Below are 19,667 nucleotides of genomic sequence, written 5' to 3'. Positions count from 1 at the left end.
TTAAGAAGCGAACCATTTACAGGAGGAGATAAAATGAATCACTTATTTGAAATAGACCCATGGAAAATCGCAACACATCAATTAGCACGAGAGGAACGCCGTTTGCAAGAATCGTTAACTTCAATAGGAAACGGTTATATGGGGATGAGAGGGAATTTTGAAGAACAGTATACAGGTGATCATCATCAAGGGGCTTATTTAGCAGGTGTTTGGTATCCTGACAAAACAAGAGTTGGCTGGTGGAAAAATGGTTATCCTGACTATTTTGGTAAAGTGATCAATGCAGTGAATTTTATAGCCATGGATATTTTTGTAAATGGTGAAGCGGTTGATTTAGGGATTCAAACAGCAAAGGATTTTTATTTAGAATTGGATATGCATAACGGGTTGTTGACTCGGACATTTGTTATTGAAGTTGGCGAGACAAGCGTTAAATTCCATTTTGAACGTTTTTTAAGCATTGTTCAACAAGAACTTGCGGCGATTCGAGTAACAGCAGAAGTGCTTACAGGGACGGCGGATATTCAGATCATTTCAAAAATCGACGGTGATGTTCGTAATGAAGACAGCAATTATGATGAAATGTTTTGGGAAGCACAGCAATCAGGTTTTGAAGGGACGATTGGCTTTTTAACGACTAAAACGATTCCAAATTCTTTTGGCATCGAGCAATTTAGTGTGACTGCCGCAATGAAGCATATAACAGAGGCTGAAGTGGGGATAGTAGAAACTGAACCATTGAAAGTACAACAGTCATTTCAAGCAACACTACAAGTAAATGAATCGATCACGTTAGAAAAACAAGTCATCGTTTTAACTAGTCGTGATCTTCCAGAGGCGGAACAACAAGGAAATGCCGTTCAACTGTTGCAAGACAACACGAAGACGTTTGCTGAATTATTAGACGAGCAAAACGCAGCTTGGGCAAAACGTTGGGCGCTGGCTGATGTTGTGATTGAAGGTGATGATGCCGCACAACAAGGGATTCGTTTTAATTTATTCCAATTATTTACAACGTACTACGGTGAAGATGAACGATTGAATATTGGACCAAAAGGCTTTACTGGTGAAAAATATGGCGGTGCCACTTATTGGGATACTGAAGCGTATGCTGTTCCTTTGTATTTGGCTTTAGCCAAACCAGAAGTAACCAAGAACCTCTTGAAATACCGCTACAACCAATTAGAGCAAGCAAAACACAATGCTCGTCAACAAGGGTTAGCTGGTGCCTTATATCCGATGGTGACCTTTACTGGTATTGAATGCCATAATGAATGGGAAATCACGTTTGAAGAAATCCATCGAAACGGGGCTATTGCCTATGCAATCTATAATTACGTTAACTATACAGGCGACAAAGAGTATTTAAAGAACGAAGGACTGCAAGTTTTAACGGAAATCGCACGTTTCTGGGCAGATCGGGTTCATTTTTCTAAACGTAATGGAAAATACATGATCCATGGCGTGACTGGACCAAATGAATATGAAAACAATATCAATAATAACTGGTACACAAATACGATTGCAACATGGGTGCTGCAATATACGTTAGAGAATTACGCTCAATACAAAGCAGAAACGCCAGTCAAAATTACAGAAGCAGAGCAAGCTCATTGGCAAGAAATTGTCGAAAATATGTACTATCCTTTTGATGAAGAATTAGGTGTTTTTGTCCAACATGATACCTTCTTAGATAAAGACTTAATGACAAGGACAGCATTAACACCAGCGGATCTTCCGTTAAATCAACATTGGTCTTGGGATCGGATTTTACGTTCTTGTTTTATTAAGCAAGCAGATGTGCTACAAGGGATTTACTTCTTTGGTGAACGTTTTTCTCGAGCGGAAAAAGAACGGAACTTTTTATTTTATGAACCAATGACGGTCCACGAATCTTCGCTATCACCAAGTGTTCATGCGATTTTAGCAGCAGAACTTGGAATGGAAGAAAAGGCAGTGGAAATGTATCAACGTACGGCTCGCTTAGATTTGGATAATTATAACAATGATACAGAAGATGGCTTACACATTACCTCAATGACGGGTAGTTGGCTCGCGATCGTGCAAGGATTTGCTCAAATGAAAACAGCTGGTGAAACCTTGAATTTTGCACCATTTTTACCAAGTACTTGGTCATGTTACGCCTTTCATGTGAACTATCGTGAGCGCTTATTATATGTGACGGTAGATAAAGAGAATGTCCGCTTGCAACTAGTAACAGGCGCAGAGCTGCCACTTACGTTATATGGCAACAAATTCATTTTAGCAGATGAATTAGTGATTGAAATGGAAAAGGTGAATGAAGATGTTTAAAGGGGTACTGTTTGATTTAGATGGTGTTTTAACCGATACAGCCGAATACCATTACCAAGCATGGCAACGTTTAGGGAAAGAAATTGGGATCACGATCGATCGAGCATTCAATGAAGAATTGAAAGGTGTCAGCCGTGAAGATTCGTTGAAGTTGCTTTTAGCTCATGGCGGACGGACAAACGCGTTTGATTCAGAGCAATTTGCTGAATTAGCGCAGCGGAAAAATGAGTATTACGTTGAGATGATCCAACAAGTCGGTCCAAAAGATGTCTACCCAGGGATCTTAGACTTGTTAAAACACTTAAAAAAAGAAGAAATCAAAATCTCGTTAGCTTCTGCGAGTAAAAACGGGCCATTCTTATTAGAAAAGATGGCGTTGATGTCTTATTTTGATGGGATTGCAGATCCAGCAGAAGTAGCGAAAGGCAAACCAGATCCAGAGATCTTTCAATTGGCAGCGGAAAAAGTTGATTTAACAGCCGCTGAGTGTATTGGGATCGAAGATGCTAAAGCGGGGATTCAAGCGATCCTAGCAAGTGGTGCCTTGCCAATCGGTGTTGGACGTCCAGCAGATCTGGGATCAGATATTGTAGTGGTTGCCTCTACAAAAGAATTGAAGATCGAGCTTTTGACTTCTGTATGGCAAACAGCAAATAAAAATTGAATGAACGAGAAATGCGTTTAAATAAAAAATGACGATAGCAACGAAGCATCAATCTGTGGTATTATTTTCTACGATAGAAGGATTTATAATTAACCGTGAAAGGAGTGGAAAAGATGACGATTACAGTCAAGGATGTTGCCAAAAAGGCTGGAGTAGCCACATCTACGGTTTCCAGAGTAATCAATGATCATCCCAGCATTTCAGATGCTACAAAGAAAAAAGTCTATAAAGTAATGGAAGAAATGGGGTATGTGCCTAATATTGCTGCTCGTAATCTTGGTAAACGTTCTTCGGGAGCTGTGGGCGTGATTTTGCCACCGTTGGATTCTCGCGAGCGGATGGGGAATCCATTTTACTTAGAAATTATTGAGTCGATCAATGATGAAGCACGTAAGCATAGTATGACGACAGCGATTGCCACGGCACAATCTTTTGAGACCTTATTGGAAAATGTCCAGCTAATGCATCGACAAAAACAAGTTGACGGCTTTATCCTGCTCTATTCCGATAAAGATGATCCCGTCATTGACTACTTATTCGAAAATCAAGTCCCATTCTCATTGATCGGTCAACCTTATACGAACGAAGATCAAGTGATCTATGTAGATAATGATAATCAATTATTGGGAAAACATGCTACGGACTATCTAATTGAAAATGGCCATAAAAATATCTTATTTATTACCAATACAACGCACGAAAACGTCTATTACGAACGCTATTTCGGCTATCAAAAAGCGATGATGTTGGCTAATTTAACGGTGTTGCCTTCTGTTGATATGGAGCAACCTGAAGATTATGTAGCATTTGAACAATTGCTAAAAGAAACCAAAGCTACGGCTGCAGTTGTGATCGATGATATCTTTGCGATGAGGATGATTCAACTAGCACAAATGTATGGTTATCGTGTGCCGGATGATTTTTCAGTGATTAGTTTTAATAACTCGATTTATGCTACATTAGTTCATCCTTATCTGACCAGTATCGATATCGATATTGCCGAACTTGGGAAAATGGGCATGCAAAAGTTGATCGAATCTTTACAGGAAAAAGAAGCAACTGGAGTTCGGATGGTGATTCCGCATAAGTTAATCAAGCGGGAAACAGTGCTATCCTTGAATGAAACAAACTAAAACCACAACAAATAAACCATTAAAATCTAACTAGTTCAGAAATAAAAAGCTGAACTAGTTAATTTTTATTGGCAAAAAAACGACTACAATTGTAAACTTTTTGTGATGAGCAAGAAGGAGAGGAGAAAATGATACAATCAATAACCGATGAAAACTTCATCCAAGAGACAAGCCAAGGAATTGTTCTAGTAGAATTTTGGGCACAATGGTGTAGTTATTGCAAAATGCTGGAACCTGTTTTAGAGGAACTAGATCGAGAATATGCAACGGACATTCAGATTAGACAAATGAATGTTGAAACAAACGAAGTAATTCCCGAACAATATAATGTAATGAGTTTACCGCTTTTAATTCTATTTAAGGATGGAGAAGCAAAAGAAAAAATTGTTGGCTATTATCCCAAACATATACTGAAGAACTATTTTAAAGAAATCCTACAAAAATAAAATATTGACAAACAAGCTATTATGAATTAAGATACAAGTGAATCAAAAACGACTACAATTGTAGATTCCTAAGAAAGTAGAAGATACTTATGAAAACTAGCAATTATGATCTTTTTAAACGTGATTAACACATCTTTAAAAAAATCGTTCAACCAAGGCTTCAACTAAACAACATAGTGATTCTTTCAGCCAGATATATTCCGGAAATACAAGGAACAATAGGTAAAGTAACTACCATCTATGAGATTTAAGCATGTGCAGTAACTTATAAACGTACTTGATCAGCAAGTCTGGCTGATTGAAGAGGACCTGATGCAATAATTAAAAAGTGGGAGGAAATCTAAATGGCAGTAGCAGAAATGCACCATATAACCGATGCGGAATGGGAAATTATGAGAGTTGTCTGGACGCAAGGAACAACAACGAGTAAAGAAGTCCAGCAAATTTTAAATCAAAAAACAGAGTGGAAAACAACAACCGTAAAAACCTTACTCGGACGTCTGGTTGAAAAGAATTTCCTATCCACTGAAAAAAACGGCAATAAATTTATTTATCGATCATTAATAGAAGAAAAAAGTACGATTCAGTTAGCGACAACAGAACTACTAGAGAAAATCTGTGCAAAAGAGGTCAGTTCTGTTGTTAAAACAATTATTGCTGAAAGCTATCTGAGTTTTGAGGATATAGAGCAGCTAGAAAAAGTATTAGCAGCAAAGAAAGAATCAGCGGTGGATGTTGTGTTATGTAATTGCACCTCAGAACAATCACTGTATCAACAAGCAAATTAAAAAACTAAGGAGATGGAGAAAAATGGAAGTAAAAACATTTGATATAGAAGGGATGACGTGTGCCTCTTGTGCTCAAACAGTCGAAAAGGCGACTGCAAAACTAAGCGGCGTGTCAAAGGCCACCGTCAATCTTGCAACAGAAAAACTAAATATTGAATATGATGAAAGTAAACTATCAGAAAGCGATATTCAAAAAGCCGTGTCCGATGCAGGCTATGAAGCTTTAAGTAATGTACAACAACGAACGTTTGATATAGATGGAATGACGTGTGCTTCATGTGCACAAACGATTGAAAAAGCAACCAATAAACTAACGGGTGTCTCAAAAGCTTCAGTCAATCTAGCGACAGAAAAAATGGTCGTTGACTTTGATCCATCAGCAATAAACGTTTCTGATATCACCAAAGCCGTATCAGATGCTGGATATGAGGCAATCGAGCAAGTGGATTCTGCAGATACTGTGGATAAAGACCGCGAGAAAAAACAAAAACATATCAAAGAAATGTGGCAACATTTTTGGATGTCAGCAGTCTTTACGATTCCATTATTATATGTCGCAATGGGACACATGGCAGGTCTGCCATTACCAGCAATAATCGATCCAATGATGCATCCAGAAACATTCGCCATGGTTCAATTGATTTTAACGATTCCTGTATTATATTTAGGTAGAAGTTTCTTTACAGTTGGGTTTAAAGCTTTATTTAAAGGACATCCTAATATGGATTCGTTAGTTGCTTTAGGAACTAGTGCAGCTGTAACGTACAGTCTATACGGGACTGCTATGATTTTTGCTGGCGATCCGCAATTCACAATGGCGTTATATTACGAATCAGCTGGCGTGATTTTAACATTGATCACATTAGGGAAATACTTTGAAGCTGTTTCAAAAGGAAAAACATCAGAAGCGATCAAAAAATTAATGGGCTTGGCACCAAAAAATGCCCGTGTTTTCCGTAATGGTCAAGAAATGGAAATTCCAGTAGATAGCGTTCAGTTAGATGATACGATCATTGTTCGTCCAGGAGAAAAAATTCCAGTAGATGGCGTTGTGATAGAAGGATCATCTGCAATCGACGAGTCAATGTTAACAGGTGAAAGTATGCCAGTTGAGAAAAAAGTCGGGGATAATGTTATCGGTGCAAGTATCAACAAAAATGGTAGCTTCCGTTTTAAAGCAACCAAAGTCGGTAAAGATACAGCATTGTCTCAAATCATTAAATTAGTTGAAGATGCTCAAGGATCCAAAGCACCAATTGCTAAAATGGCAGATAAAATTTCTGGTGTTTTTGTACCGATCGTAATGGTTTTATCTGTGTTAGCTGGTTTAGCTTGGTACTTCTTAGGACAAGAATCATGGGTATTTGCATTGACGATCACGATTTCCGTTTTAGTTATCGCTTGTCCATGTGCGTTAGGATTAGCAACACCGACAGCGATCATGGTGGGAACCGGAAAAGGCGCTGAAAATGGCGTATTGATCAAAAGTGGAGATGCACTTGAAACAACGCATAAAATTCAAACAATCGTTTTTGATAAAACAGGAACAATTACAGAAGGAAAACCAAAAGTAACAGATGTCGTGACAGCTAATGATATGAGTCATGATGAATTATTAAGACTAGCAGCTTCAGCTGAAAAAGGGTCTGAACATCCTCTAGGTGAAGCAATCGTAAATGGTGCAGAAGAAAAAAATCTAGCCTTTGCTCAAACAGAAGAGTTTGAAGCAATTCCAGGTCACGGGATTGAAGTAACGATCGAAGGGAGCCGTTTATTGTTAGGAAATAAAAAATTGATGGATGATCGTGGTATTTCTTTAGGAAATTTAGGCGTCACATCAGATCAATTAGCAGAACAAGGTAAAACACCGATGTATATTGCGAAAGATGGCGCGATTGCAGGGATCATCGCAGTTGCGGATACGATTAAACCAAACAGTATTCCAGCAATTAAAAAATTGCATCAAATGGGTATTGAAGTTGCCATGATCACAGGTGATAATAAACGAACAGCTCAGGTAATCGCTAAGCAAGTGGGTATCGATCGTGTACTAAGTGAAGTTTTGCCAGAAGACAAAGCCAACGAAGTGATGAAGTTGCAAAAAGAAGGTAAGAAAGTTGCCATGGTTGGGGATGGCATCAATGATGCGCCAGCATTAGCACAAGCGGATATCGGGATCGCAATTGGTTCTGGTACAGATGTTGCAATGGAATCAGCAGATATCGTATTAATGCGTAGTGACTTGATGGATGTCCCAACAGCGGTAGAATTGAGTAAAGCCACAATCAAGAATATCAAAGAAAACCTATTCTGGGCCTTTGCGTATAACACGTTAGGAATTCCTGTAGCGATGGGTGTATTATATCTATTTGGCGGACCACTACTTAATCCGATGATTGCAGGAGCTGCGATGAGTTTCAGTTCAGTCTCTGTGTTGCTGAATGCTTTACGGTTGAAAGGGTTTAAACCTTCAGCGTTGAAAAAATAAAAAAGAAACGTTAGTAAATTGACTTAAAAGTTTATAAAATAGCCACTATCTTACCTTAATTAATGGAAAGATAGTGGTCTTTTTATTTCTGGATGAAAAGGACTAAAAAATTGATTACTTCTATAATGTAGCAGGTGCTAAAGATCTATCTTTATGGCAATAACTGCTTTTTTAAAGTTTTATCCATACTCAACGTATTTTTTTAGCAATTCGTGTCATGCCGTAATAATCAGTATAAATAATTTTTTGGAAGGTCTCTTTTTCTTGATGAATAAAAACAATTGTTTCGTTTATTTTTTCTGTTTTGAATACAGATTTATTGTTATCTGAATGGAGGTGTTTAAGTTTGAGTTTATACGGAGCATCGTATAATTTAGGCACGATAAGAAACAAATCCTCATCTGCGATTACCTCAAAAGAGAAAAAATCCTCTACTACTTCATACAGACCAACAAACCGCTTCAATAAGTAGGGAAATGTTGGTTGTATACGAGGTAGTGTGATATTAAACGAACTATCGAATTTCAATTCACTAATCTCTTTAGTAATGACACCTACTGGAATTAAGTCAAGATTACTTAAAAAAATAACTATGAATTCATCTGTTTCAAACTGTTTAATCGAATTAACAAAACCGCTGACATCACCAAAATGCTGTCGGCATAGCTGTCCGTTGATTTTAGTAATATCCCAACCGCAAGCATAACTTCCCTGATTGATGGTGAACATTAATTTGGTTAAGTCTTTCGAGATGAGTTCATGCCTTCTAAGTGCTTGATCCCAAAGGTATAAATCTTTTGCCGTGGAATAAATACCGTACGCTCCTAGTGGAAATGAAGTGTTCGTTTGAGGAGTATTTATTTCTTTTCCCCAGTAACTATAACTTGAGGCTAATTTTGAGATGATATCTACTTCATTCATGCATCCAGTATTGTTCATATTTAGCGGTGTAAAAATATGTTCTTGTAAAAACTGCGCATATGAACGTCCAGAGACCACCTCGACTATTTTTGTCAAAACTAAATACCCAGAGTTAGAATAAGCAAATTGACTGCCGGGTTCAAACTCTAGCGGCAAATTCTTGAATAAATCCAACATACCATCAAGCGTCCAGCTAAGTCGCATCGTTGTTTCCCAAAAATCTTCAAGTGAAGTGAAGTTGGGAATTCCAGAGGTACAAGTCATACAATGGTAAATAGTTATCTTATCTCCGTTTGGAAAATTGTCTAGGTATGTGTTGATAGAGTCACCACTTGATAAATAGCCTTGCTGTTGTAGAATCAATACTGCCATGGAGGTGAAAGCTTTTGTCAATGAACCTATTTGATATTTCGTGTCAGAGGTATTTGCAACATTAAACTCAATAGAAGCCAGTCCAAAACTTTGTTCTAAAAGAATGCCTGTTTTATCCGCAACAAGCAAATTCCCCTGCAAATAGCCTTGTTGATCATAGGTATTTATGTAACTTTCTAATTTTTCTTTAAAATTCATAGTGTTTCCTCTTCAGAAATCGTAGCGGAAATTTCTTTATGCAAGGTCCATACATCTTGCCCTAAGTTACTCATGATTGTGATATTTAGGTTCTGTGATCGATCATAAGATGAAATAAATGAGATGCCAGGATCTTGTCCCTGCATGTATGGGAAAATCTGTTCATCTTTTTTGGCAATCCAAAAACCATAGCCGTAACAATCAGAAGCTTGTATTGTTTGCATCAGGTTTACAGCATGTTCAGAGATGATTTTTCCGCTAAACAAGGTTTTCCAAAAACGGGAAAGATCGTTTAATGTTGTAAAACATCCTCCTGCACCACTCCCTTTAACGTCGATGCTATAAATATTAGAGTAAAATTCTTCAGTTTCGCTATCATAAATATACGCATTCGCGACATTAGCTGGCAAGCGGTCTAAAGAAAAATATCCAGTTGAAGACATGCTGGCAGGTTCAAAAATGAGTTGTTTCAAATAACAATCAAATTTTTGGCGAGTCACTTCTTCGATGATCGTTGCTAAAAGAACATAGCCTGTATTGTTGTATTGAAATCTTTTCCCAGGGATATTAACCATTTTTTTATCAATAAAAAGCGGAAAAAGATCACTATTTTTACGTATTTTGTAATTAGGAAAATCTTCCCACAAGGCTGCATAATCAGTCAGTTCTTCTTCGTCGAAATAATCTCCAACACCTGATGTATGATTCAGTAGTTGATGAACAGTAACAAGAGGATCGATATTGGGCATATTTTTTGAGAGAATTTGATTGATAGGCTGGTCAATACCGATTTTTCTATCTTCAATCAGTTTCATGATCGCAACGGCAATGAATGTTTTGCTCCCAGAAGCTGTTCCGAAAATCGTATCAATGGTATTGTCTATTTGATTAGAAAGATCTCGATAGCCATAAGTATCCAATAACAATGGAACATCATTAGATGTAACGCTGATAAAGCCACTAAAATCTTTTGGAATAGCGTGATATAAGTTCATGAGCGAAACTCCTTAAGTTAGAATATGTATTTGTCATTATATACTATAATAAGTTTATCATTAATTATGTGCCGAATGGTTTATTTTTTTATCCTTTTGGGAAAATAGTTGGTGGATTGCTCACTTTTAGTATTTAGTGTAATGCTATTGAAAGAAGGAGTGGAATTGAAATTGCAAGAGAATGTATGCTACCATAGAGCAGATATCAAACAAACGTACAATAAAGCAAGAAAGGAAGTGATCAGCAGATGAATACCTATAAATTAATATTGATCATGCTCCCGCCGCTTCCCGGAGATCGATGTTTTTTTTCAACTCTTTAATAAAGTAAAGTAGCTGTGAAGATTTGTTTTTGCAGCATTTAATCTAGGAGGAAGTATTTTGAAAAAAAGCATCGTAACGCGTGTACCATCTTTATTATTATTGATTGTTTTAGTTGGATTTCCACAAATCAGTGAAACAGTTTTTACTCCGTCATTACCAGATATTGCCCTTGATTTTAAAACCTCTATGGCCACTGTTCAATTGACGTTGAGTATTTATTTTATAGCATTTGCATTAGGAGTATTCTTTTGGGGTTGGTTATCTGATTTTATCGGCCGACGTAAGGCAATGCTAACTGGATTGTTCTTTTACGGAATCGGTAGTTTTCTTTGTTTTCGTTCAGAGACGATAGAATTTTTACTCTTTGCTCGATTTATTCAAGCTTTTGGTGCTAGTACAGGATCAGTTGTCACCCAAACGATTTTGCGTGAAAGTTATTCTGGGAATCAGCACCATGCGTTATTTGCACAAATTTCCGTAGCTCTTGCGTTTACCCCAGCAATCGGACCATTGATTGGCGGCATCGTTGACCAATATTGGGGCTTTAAAGCCGTTTTTCTTGTGTTGGTCGTGATGAGTGTGTTGATTTTTAGTTATGCCTATTTCTGTTTGCCAGAGACTTTTGAAGTGAGTAAACGGATGTCGGTGAGATTAAGACCAATCATTAAACGTTTTATAACCAATCCAAGAGTTTTAACGTATGGTTTTTTAATAGGAGCAATCAATGGCGTGTTGTTTAGTTACTATGCAGAAGCTCCTTTTATCTTTATCGAGCATTTTCATTTATTAACTGCGATGTATGGCTTTTTAGGGGTTGGTGTTGCGGGAGCTTCCATTTTAGGCTCGTTATTATCGAAACGCTTGTTACCGATTTATCAGCCAGAAAAGATTATTGAGATTGGAATTAAAACGATACTATTCGGTACGATGTTTCTACTTTTGGTAAGTGGCCTACCTATTTTTACCGATGGCACTCAATTTTGGTTGATGTTGATCGGGATTTTTATTCTACTCACAGGGACAGGAACGGCACTTCCCAATTGCCTAAGTTTAGCATTGACAGATTTTCAGGATGTCATCGGTACAGCGGGAGCTATTTTTAGTTTAGGGTATTATTTGCTAGTAAGTTTGTTCACGTTTGGTATGAGCAAACTTCATAATGGAACATTAATGGTGATGCCGTTGTATTTTCTAGTGATCGGCAGTGTGATGCTTCTTTTGGCACGGAAGCTCTTATCACCAAAGAAATAAAGTTAAACCAATAAATAAAAAACATCTGCGTAAATGTACGTGGATGTTTTTTCGTGAGCGGTTTCTTTTTTTGTTATAATTGAGTTAGTATTAGAAAAAATAGTGGGGGCGAGTTTGGTGAGAGAAATTTTGTTACAGGCAATCGGCTTTTGTTTCGTGATTTTTTTAGGCTACTTGATGAAACGGATTGGTTTGTTAAGTAAAGCAGATGGCGGAACATTATCTGTTATTATTGTAAATATCACATTGCCGGCAACAGTTATTGTGAGTTTAGCAAGTGTAGATGTTTCCGGAACGTTATTTTTTTTATTGATAATGGGGATCATCTTAAATATCTTAGTTATTTTGATTGGTGGGCGAGTAAGTAAAAAACAAGCTATTTTAGAACGGAAATTTCAAATGTATTCCATGTCGGGCTATAATATTGGAAACTTCAGTTTGCCTTTTATCCAAGGATTTTACCCTTTGGCAGTACCATTTCTTTTGATGTTCGATATTGGAAATAGTGTCATGTTGACAGGCGGTAGTACGTTGTTGATTGATAAAGTTGTTGGATCCAAAGAGGAGATAACGTTTAAAAGAATTGTATTATCGTTGTTTAAATCAGCGCCTTTTACAGCGTATATGGGTATGTTGTTGCTTAGGATTATACAGGTTGGATTGCCGCTAGAGTTGATAAGCATACTAGAAATGATTGCCAAAGCAAACGGCTTTTTGTCGATGTTTATGATTGGGTTGTATTTTGAATTGAGATTGCCTAAGAAAGCGATGCGATTAGTGAAAGAAGCGTTAGTTTGGCGCTATTTATGTGGAGTGGCATTTGCATTATTATTTGCTTTTGTGTTGCCATTGGATCCGTTATTACGGATTGTGTTAGTTGTATTGAGTGTAGCACCGATGCCGACTTTTTCAGTGATTAATAGTGTAAAAGCAGGGATACCAGAAGAAACAGTTGGATTTACATCCTCTGCAAGTATTTTGATCAGTTTGATATTGATGACGGTCATCATGATGTTGATGGGATGACAATAGAAAAAGAGTGTGAGACAAACGTAGGAATCACGTTTGTTTCACACTCTAAATGCGGATGAGTGCTTTTGACCCATCCTCTTCCTTTTAACTTAAAATCAAGCGTTCTGCAATGTAGAAATCCCCGTCATACGGCGTGTCTTCTCCGCCGACTTTTTGATACAAGTCAGCACCTTTTCCAGCCAAAACGACGGCGTCTTCTCCTTGGCTCATGGCAAGAGCCCTTTCGATCGCTTCACTTCGATCGGCGATTATTTCGACTGGAATATCTGTTGTGATATAAGACTGGATTTCTTCACATATCGTAATTGGATTTTCATCAGCAGGATCATCCGTCGTTAGAATGGCACAATCAGCTAATTCAGATAAAACAGTACCAAAATCTTTACGTCGAGAAATAGCTTTGTTTCCAGTACTGCCGATAACAACAAGTAAACGACCCTTAGGATGTTCTGCTTTGACAAAAGTCAAAAGATTCCTTAAACTGTCATAATTGTGTGCATAATCAACATAGACTTTTGCACCATTTTTATTTGTTAACAATTCCATTCGGCCAGGAACGGTTGTGTCGCTGATTCCTTGTTGGCAATCGTCGCGTGTGGCGCCAACCAAAGCGCTAGCTAACGCAGCACTTAATGCATTTCCTTTATTGAAATCGCCACCTAAGCGCAAGTGATAGGCACCAGACACAGCTAACGAATCATTTTTTGCTTCGATTGAGAAAGAAAGTGAATCATCTGCACTTTTTTGATAGACATAATCAGTATCTGATGAAAAGTGATCGCCATAGACAATATAGGGAATGCTATGCAATTCAGCCGTTTCTTTCAATAATTGGAAATGATCAGAGTCGTGATTCAAAATCATTGTTTTTGAATGGGTGATCAATTGACGTTTGCAGTAAAAATAATCATCAAACGTGGGATGCTCGATTGGGCTTATATGGTCAGGTGTGATGTTTAGAAAAATACCGACATCGAAAAATAGACCATATACCCGATTTGTTTTATAGGCTTGCGACGACACCTCCATAATGAAGTGGGTCATATTATATTGAACAGCTTCAGCCATCATGCGATAAAGATCAAGAGATTCAGGCGTAGTTAAATGTGATTTGAAAAAAGTCTGGCCATCTAAAGTTGAATTCATTGTGGACAACATCGCAGTTTTCTTATTTGTTGCCTGATCTAAAATGAATTTAGTAAAGTAAGCAGCAGTTGTTTTTCCTTTTGTCCCAGTAAAACCAATTAGCTTTAATTTATTTTGGGGATAGTCATAAAAAGTCATGCTTAAAATCGACATTGCTTTTTTTATATCTGTTACAATAATTCCTAATGCAGCGGGGACTTCATAGGGCTGTTCTGCTACATAAACCTCAAGTCCGGAAGCAACTGCTTTTTCCAAATAGTCTGCTTTAAAATTGAGTCCTTTACAGAAAAAAAGTGTATCAGCACTTACAGTACGGGAATCATATGATAGTGTAGAAAATGTTTTATCGTTCATTGAGGCAGGGGGTGTTAACAGCCAACCTTGTTCTGAAACGAATTCTTTTAAAAGATGCTCTTTAATCAAGCATTCACGGATTTTTTTTAAAGAAATAGTCATCATTGCGCCTCCAAGCGGTATCTATAATCTAAATAGTAGATTATTGGATAGAAAACTTTAGAAATTCATCATACAATTTAAATGTCAAAACTTCAAGACACGTGCTGATGAAGGCTCCAAAAAAATTGCTGGAAAATAATAGATGAAACAGAATTTTTTAAGATATTTAAGAGATATTAAATAACAAACGGATAAAGAGTATATTTTAATAGGATATGAAAAAAACTATAAAAGTAAAGGTGTTTTTAACATGTTTTTTTCTGAATATAAATAAAAAATAAATACTTATAAATGAAGTGATTCTTTGGTTTTTAGATAATTCAAAAATCATAACCAGTGTTTTTTTGCAAAATCCGTGAGGAAAATATAAATAAGTGAATTTATTCAAGAAAGTCGTTGCATATACTTGATTTAACAATTAAAATAAAGAAAGCATGTTCAAAGAAAGTTGGAGGAGTTAAATGATAAATCAACCAAATCTTGCTGATCAACCTATCTTGACGAACCAAGAAAAAATGGTTAAAGGTTCTGCTTGGATGACAGCTAGTAATATAATTTCTCGTTTGTTGGGTGCAGTCTATATTATTCCATGGTATGCATGGATGGGAGAACACGCCAACGAAGCAAATAGTTTATCCTCTATGGGGTATACTGTGTATGCTCTCTTTTTATTAATCTCTACAGCGGGTATTCCTGCTGCGATTGCTAAACAAACTTCTTACTATAATTCACTAAATGAATATAAAATCAGCAGACAGCTTTTTTATAAAGCCCTTCAATTAATGGCTATTTTAGGAGCGATTTCTGCAATTATAATGTACCTTGCAGCACCATTGTTGGCAAAATGGTCTGGTGGTGGGGAAGAATTGATCCCGACCATGCGTGCATTGAGTTTAGCGGTTTTGATTTTTCCTTGTATGAGCGTTGTACGTGGTTATTTCCAAGGAAACCAAGATATGATGCCATTTGCGTTATCACAAATCGTTGAACAAGTCGCACGTGTTTTCTATATGTTATTGACAGCATTTATTATCATGAAAGTATTTAAAGGTGATTATGTTGATGCAGTGACACAATCGACTTTGGCAGCGTTTATCGGTATGTTAGCTAGTTTTATAGTATTATTTTTCTACATCCGTAAGCAAAAACCAATGTTTGATTATCTTGAAGCACATAGTGCAAATGAACATGAAGCATCAACGCGTGATTTGTTAACAGAAACGTTAAAAGAAGCGATTCCGTTTATTATAGTTGGTTCAGGTGTAACAGTCTTTAAATTAGTCGATCAATTTACTTTTTCTAACTTTATGAACACATTTACGACTTATTCTGGTAGTCAATTACGGACGTTATTTGCGATTTTTAATGCGAATCCGGATAAATTAACAATGGTCGTGATTGCTTTAGCAACATCAATTTCAGCAACAGGACTTCCTTTGATCACTGAAGCGATTACGTTGAAAAAATACCGAGACTTATCGAAATTGATTAGTAACAATCTACAATTATTTATGTTTGTGATGTTGCCAGCAACATTCGGAATGATCGTCTTGGCAAAACCGCTTTATACAATGTTTTATGCTCCAGATGATTTAGGTGTATCAGTCTTGATCCAGGCATGTTTTGCTGGTCTGTTTATGGGGCTTTATATGTTGTCTTCAACAATGTTGATGGGGATGTATGAAAATAAAGCAGCAATCAAATATTTTGGACTTGGTTTAGTCTTGAAGTTAATTGTGCAATATCCAAGCGTACGTCTTTTTGAAGTGTATGGTCCATTGATTGCTACAATGATCGGTTTCACATTATCTTGTGTCCTAATCATGAGAAAAATCAAAAAGGTCAGTCACTTTAATTTTGGGTTGACGTTACGACGTGGTTTGTTGATTTTCTTGATCACCTTAGTTATGATGATCGGGGCAATCATTATGAGACAATTCTTGTATCTATTTTTAGATCCAACACGTAAGTTCCAATCTTTTGTGATCATTATGATCGTAGCAGCCTTTGGTGGCGCGATATATGGGTATATCACATTAAAACTACGTTTAGCCGATAAATTATTAGGTGCTAGCGTTGGAAAAATTCGCCGTAAATTAAAAATAAAATAGAATCAAGTAACGAGCGGGGCGTAATGCTCCGCTTTTACTCTATCTAGTTTTAAGAGCTAGCCTATTGGGAAAAAAGCTGAATCAACTCGTTCAGTTTTTAAATGGAGGAGAGAAAGTATATGCGTTTAGATAAATTCCTTGCAGAAACAGGTGTTGGCAGCCGAAAAGAAGCCAAACAGTTATTGAAAAAAGGGCTAGTAACAGTTAATGGTCAAGTTATCAAAGAGGCTAAAACACAAGTGGATGAAGTGCAAGATATCATTGAACTTGCTGGTGAAGAATTAACCTATCAACAGTATTACTATTACATGTTGCATAAACCTCAGGGCGTGATTTCAGCAACTGAGGACAAATGGGATCAAACAGTGGTAGATTTACTAAAAGATGAAGATTATCGGGAGGATTTATTTCCAGTTGGGCGCCTAGATAAAGATACAGAGGGCTTATTGTTGTTGACCAACGATGGACAATTAGCACATCAATTACTATCCCCTAAAAAACATGTCGATAAAGAATACTTCGCAATCGTTCAAGGGCTTGTAACGAATGATGATATTCTTCAATTTGCAGATGGCTTTGCATTGACCAACAAAGAATTAGTCAAACCAAGTGAACTAATGATTGAGGCTATAAATGAAGAAGAGAAACGCTCAGAAATTCGTTTGATCATCCAAGAAGGAAAGTTTCATCAAGTAAAACGCATGTTTGAAGCGATAGATAAAAAGGTTGTCTACTTAAAAAGATTGCGTATGGGGAATTTATGGTTGGATGAAGAACTGGAACTTGGAGAATATAGAGCGTTAACTGAATCAGAACTTGAAGGATTAAAAACGAACAACTAGAAGGTAACCAAAATACAAGTAAACATGATGGCTTTACTTTAAGGTAATCATAGTTACTTGTATTTTCTTTGACTAGTTAGTCAACGGGGGGCTATACTTCAATTGACTAATTAGTCAATGTTATCTGACTATGTGAGCTAACTCTTCGGAAAAAGATAAAATCTGATTGTGGTAAAAAACGTCACCCTCATATTTTCCCATTTTTCTTTCAGAGTTGGACGAACCCGTTACGCTTTTATATTGAGGAGAAGTGATAAAATGAATGCTATTGAACTCAAAGGATTAACGAAATTATATAAAAAACAACCAGCTATCGATCAAGTAGAATTGTCTGTAGAAAAAGGGGAAATCTACGGTTTCATCGGTCCAAACGGTGCAGGAAAATCAACGACGATTAAAACCATGCTGAATTTTATTTATCCAGATCATGGAACCGCTACGTTACTTGGATTAGATAGTATCAAAGAAGTAAAAGAAATTCGTAAGCGGACGGGATATGTCTCTAGTGATGTTCGTTTTTATCCTAATATGACTACTCTTGAAGTACTTAAATATATCGCTGCGTTTCATCAAGTAAAAGAAAGCAAAAAGCAAATTGCTTATTTTATTGAGTTATTTGATATTGATGCGAAGAAGAAAATGTTTGAATTATCTTTAGGAAATAAAAAGAAAATCGCGATAACAGCAGGAATTTTACCTAATCCAGAATTGTTGATTTTAGATGAACCAACGAACGGGTTAGATCCATTGATGCAACATCGTTTATTTGAAGAGTTGGAAAAATACAATCAACAAGGGATGACGATCTTTTTATCTAGCCACGATTTAAACGAAGTTCAACAGCATGCACATCGAGCCGCCTTTATTCGTGAAGGGAAAATCATCACTGTTCAAGATATTACAAAAGAAAAATCTCTAGGTAAAGTGATTACATTGATCGGCGACCACATTCCATTATCTTTATTTGAAAAAATGGGCGCAGCAATTTTAAAACATCAAGGAAATGAGACTCGTTTATTGTTCGAAGGAGATTTACGAGAAATTTTACCCTTATTAGCAGATGCGTCGATTCAAGATTTTACGGTTACAAACCCAGAACTGGAAGATCAGTTTATGGCGTTGTATGAAGGAGGGGTAGTGAAATGATCACAGCTAAAATCGAAAGCAAAGGACTCATTAAAGGATTAATCATTTGGACGATCTTATTTGCTGTGATAATTTTTGGCTTCAGCGCTGTCTATCCGCAAATGCATAGTTCAGCTATGGAAGATCTTTTAGGAGCAAAACTAGATGGGTTATCGCCGGCGCTTTTAAAAACTTTTAATATTAGTGTAAATGGTCAAGCAAGTTTTTTAGTTGCTGCAGGTTTCTTTGCCTATTATTTTCAGTATATGTTTTTAGCTGCATCGATTTACGCAATGATGCTAGGCAGCCAGGCATTGATCAAAGAAGAGACGGATGGCACTATTGAATTTTTATATGCCCAACCTGTGACACGTAGAGAAATTGTGACGAGTAAAGTTGGAGTGAACCTACTCATTTTGGCTATCTTTTGGTTGTGCTCATTTGGTGTATCGCTAGGCTCAACCTTGCTATACCGTCAATCAACCGATTCGGTCGCAACGATAACCAAAGAAATCAGTAAAATCTTCATGCAAGAAAGTTTGATTTTACTGTTTTTCTTAGCGTTAGGCTTTTTTGTCTCAACCTTTTTAAAATCAAGCAAACAAAGCACCAGTGTTTCTTTAGGGATTGTGTTTGGGTTTTATTTGATCGGGATTTTTTCTGATTTGAATGACTCTTTTAGTTGGGCGAAAACAATTTCTCCAACCCATATGGGTATCCCAAGTAATTTATTAGATAAAGGCTTATCTAGAGGTAATGTATTATTGTTGAGTGTGTTGATTCTGTTATTCCTAGGAGGAACTTACATGGTTTACCAACGGAAGGATCTGAAAGTCTAGTGCAAAACATCAACATCGATCAACAAAAATATGACCGAAAGATATCGTCCAGTTAGTTTTGGGTGTATTGGATCAACTTTATATGAAAAGTATACAGTTTATAAATAGGGATCTAGACGTGACAGAGATCAACCAAATAGAATTTTTAGTAAAACGGGCAGAGACGTATATGGGGATTTTACAAACTGGATTTCTAGAAAATAAAGCAGAAGAAAAATGATCC

The 19,667-nt window shown here is 36.8% G+C and carries 16 protein-coding genes; 13 read left to right on the top strand and 3 right to left on the bottom strand.

Annotated features, from left to right (window positions below; translation table 11 throughout):
• The first annotated feature begins 33 nt into the window (after positions 1-33).
• The 6 genes from A5819_RS04990 (at position 34) to A5819_RS04965 (ending at position 7,832) form a co-directional block, all read left to right on the top strand.
• A complete protein-coding gene (locus A5819_RS04990) occupies positions 34-2,313 on the top strand; it encodes a glycoside hydrolase family 65 protein (RefSeq protein WP_086277312.1) in 2,280 nt (759 codons plus the stop codon).
• A complete protein-coding gene (gene pgmB, locus A5819_RS04985; RefSeq protein WP_086277311.1) occupies positions 2,306-2,977 on the top strand; it encodes a beta-phosphoglucomutase in 672 nt (223 codons plus the stop codon). Before A5819_RS04990 ends, pgmB begins: the two co-directional genes overlap by 8 nt.
• 113 nt (positions 2,978-3,090) lie before the next feature.
• Positions 3,091-4,110 (top strand): LacI family DNA-binding transcriptional regulator, encoded by a 1,020-nt coding sequence (locus tag A5819_RS04980; protein ID WP_086277309.1) that lies wholly within the window; start codon positions 3,091-3,093, stop codon positions 4,108-4,110.
• 128 nt (positions 4,111-4,238) lie between these two features.
• Complete coding sequence (trxA, locus tag A5819_RS04975) at positions 4,239-4,556, top strand: thioredoxin (RefSeq protein ID WP_086277308.1); 318 nt, start codon at positions 4,239-4,241, stop codon at positions 4,554-4,556.
• 344 nt (positions 4,557-4,900) lie between these two features.
• Positions 4,901-5,344: a CopY/TcrY family copper transport repressor gene (locus A5819_RS04970; protein WP_086277306.1), complete on the top strand. Its 444-nt coding sequence runs from the start codon at positions 4,901-4,903 to the stop codon at positions 5,342-5,344.
• 22 nt (positions 5,345-5,366) lie between these two features.
• Positions 5,367-7,832 (top strand): heavy metal translocating P-type ATPase, encoded by a 2,466-nt coding sequence (locus tag A5819_RS04965; protein ID WP_086277305.1) that lies wholly within the window; start codon positions 5,367-5,369, stop codon positions 7,830-7,832.
• A 189-nt stretch (positions 7,833-8,021) separates the two neighbouring features.
• Here A5819_RS04965 and A5819_RS04960 read toward each other — a convergent pair whose 3' ends face one another.
• Both A5819_RS04960 and A5819_RS04955 read right to left on the bottom strand, forming a co-directional pair.
• Entirely contained in the window at positions 8,022-9,323 is a 1,302-nt protein-coding gene (locus A5819_RS04960; RefSeq protein ID WP_086277303.1) for a serine hydrolase, read from the bottom strand.
• Positions 9,320-10,318, bottom strand: a complete 999-nt coding sequence (locus A5819_RS04955; protein WP_086277301.1) for a serine hydrolase — start codon at positions 10,316-10,318, stop codon at positions 9,320-9,322. The genes A5819_RS04960 and A5819_RS04955 overlap by 4 nt, the downstream gene beginning before the upstream one ends.
• Positions 10,319-10,699: 381 nt before the next feature.
• On the opposite strand from A5819_RS04955, the gene A5819_RS04950 reads away from it, so the two are divergent.
• Positions 10,700-11,893, top strand: a complete 1,194-nt coding sequence (locus tag A5819_RS04950; RefSeq protein WP_086277297.1) for a multidrug effflux MFS transporter — start codon at positions 10,700-10,702, stop codon at positions 11,891-11,893.
• A 117-nt stretch (positions 11,894-12,010) separates the two neighbouring features.
• Positions 12,011-12,919 carry an AEC family transporter gene (locus A5819_RS04945; RefSeq protein ID WP_086277295.1) on the top strand — a complete coding sequence of 303 codons (909 nt, stop codon included), beginning with the start codon at positions 12,011-12,013 and terminating at the stop codon, positions 12,917-12,919.
• A 90-nt stretch (positions 12,920-13,009) separates the two neighbouring features.
• Here A5819_RS04945 and A5819_RS04940 read toward each other — a convergent pair whose 3' ends face one another.
• Complete coding sequence (locus A5819_RS04940) at positions 13,010-14,527, bottom strand: UDP-N-acetylmuramoyl-L-alanyl-D-glutamate--L-lysine ligase (RefSeq protein ID WP_086277293.1); 1,518 nt, start codon at positions 14,525-14,527, stop codon at positions 13,010-13,012.
• Between the two features lie 461 nt (positions 14,528-14,988).
• Between A5819_RS04940 and A5819_RS04935 the strand changes: the two genes are divergently transcribed.
• From A5819_RS04935 to A5819_RS19185, 5 genes are all read left to right on the top strand, one after another.
• Positions 14,989-16,638, top strand: coding sequence for a polysaccharide biosynthesis protein (locus tag A5819_RS04935; protein WP_086277290.1), 1,650 nt, complete (start codon positions 14,989-14,991; stop codon positions 16,636-16,638).
• Positions 16,639-16,757: 119 nt separating this feature from the next.
• Positions 16,758-17,480: a pseudouridine synthase gene (locus A5819_RS04930; protein ID WP_086277288.1), complete on the top strand. Its 723-nt coding sequence runs from the start codon at positions 16,758-16,760 to the stop codon at positions 17,478-17,480.
• A 258-nt stretch (positions 17,481-17,738) separates the two neighbouring features.
• Positions 17,739-18,626: an ABC transporter ATP-binding protein gene (locus A5819_RS04925; RefSeq protein WP_086277286.1), complete on the top strand. Its 888-nt coding sequence runs from the start codon at positions 17,739-17,741 to the stop codon at positions 18,624-18,626.
• On the top strand, positions 18,623-19,444 hold the full coding sequence (locus A5819_RS04920; protein ID WP_086277284.1) for an ABC transporter permease subunit: 822 nt from the start codon (positions 18,623-18,625) through the stop codon (positions 19,442-19,444). The genes A5819_RS04925 and A5819_RS04920 overlap by 4 nt, the downstream gene beginning before the upstream one ends.
• 82 nt (positions 19,445-19,526) lie before the next feature.
• Entirely contained in the window at positions 19,527-19,664 is a 138-nt protein-coding gene (locus A5819_RS19185; RefSeq protein ID WP_176271360.1) for a hypothetical protein, read from the top strand.
• Positions 19,665-19,667 lie beyond the last annotated feature (3 nt).

The organism is Enterococcus sp. 7E2_DIV0204 (assembly GCF_002140855.1).
Taxonomy (GTDB): Bacteria; Bacillota; Bacilli; order Lactobacillales; family Enterococcaceae; genus Enterococcus_L; species Enterococcus_L lemimoniae.
The sequence above is the reverse complement of the archived record's forward strand: the minus strand, read 5'-3'. Positions and strand labels throughout refer to the sequence as shown.

Bases quoted from the DNA above. Each gene is read 5' to 3' on its own strand.
- A5819_RS04990 (WP_086277312.1), top strand. From the start codon at position 34: ATGAATCACTTATTTGAAATAGACCCATGGAAAATCGCAACACATCAA.
- pgmB (WP_086277311.1), top strand. From the start codon at position 2,306: ATGTTTAAAGGGGTACTGTTTGATTTAGATGGTGTTTTAACCGATACA.
- A5819_RS04980 (WP_086277309.1), top strand. From the start codon at position 3,091: ATGACGATTACAGTCAAGGATGTTGCCAAAAAGGCTGGAGTAGCCACA.
- trxA (WP_086277308.1), top strand. From the start codon at position 4,239: ATGATACAATCAATAACCGATGAAAACTTCATCCAAGAGACAAGCCAA.
- A5819_RS04970 (WP_086277306.1), top strand. From the start codon at position 4,901: ATGGCAGTAGCAGAAATGCACCATATAACCGATGCGGAATGGGAAATT.
- A5819_RS04965 (WP_086277305.1), top strand. From the start codon at position 5,367: ATGGAAGTAAAAACATTTGATATAGAAGGGATGACGTGTGCCTCTTGT.
- A5819_RS04960 (WP_086277303.1), bottom strand. From the start codon at position 9,323: ATGAATTTTAAAGAAAAATTAGAAAGTTACATAAATACCTATGATCAA.
- A5819_RS04955 (WP_086277301.1), bottom strand. From the start codon at position 10,318: ATGAACTTATATCACGCTATTCCAAAAGATTTTAGTGGCTTTATCAGC.
- A5819_RS04940 (WP_086277293.1), bottom strand. From the start codon at position 14,527: ATGACTATTTCTTTAAAAAAAATCCGTGAATGCTTGATTAAAGAGCAT.
- A5819_RS04935 (WP_086277290.1), top strand. From the start codon at position 14,989: ATGATAAATCAACCAAATCTTGCTGATCAACCTATCTTGACGAACCAA.
- A5819_RS04930 (WP_086277288.1), top strand. From the start codon at position 16,758: ATGCGTTTAGATAAATTCCTTGCAGAAACAGGTGTTGGCAGCCGAAAA.
- A5819_RS04925 (WP_086277286.1), top strand. From the start codon at position 17,739: ATGAATGCTATTGAACTCAAAGGATTAACGAAATTATATAAAAAACAA.
- A5819_RS04920 (WP_086277284.1), top strand. From the start codon at position 18,623: ATGATCACAGCTAAAATCGAAAGCAAAGGACTCATTAAAGGATTAATC.
- A5819_RS19185 (WP_176271360.1), top strand. From the start codon at position 19,527: ATGAAAAGTATACAGTTTATAAATAGGGATCTAGACGTGACAGAGATC.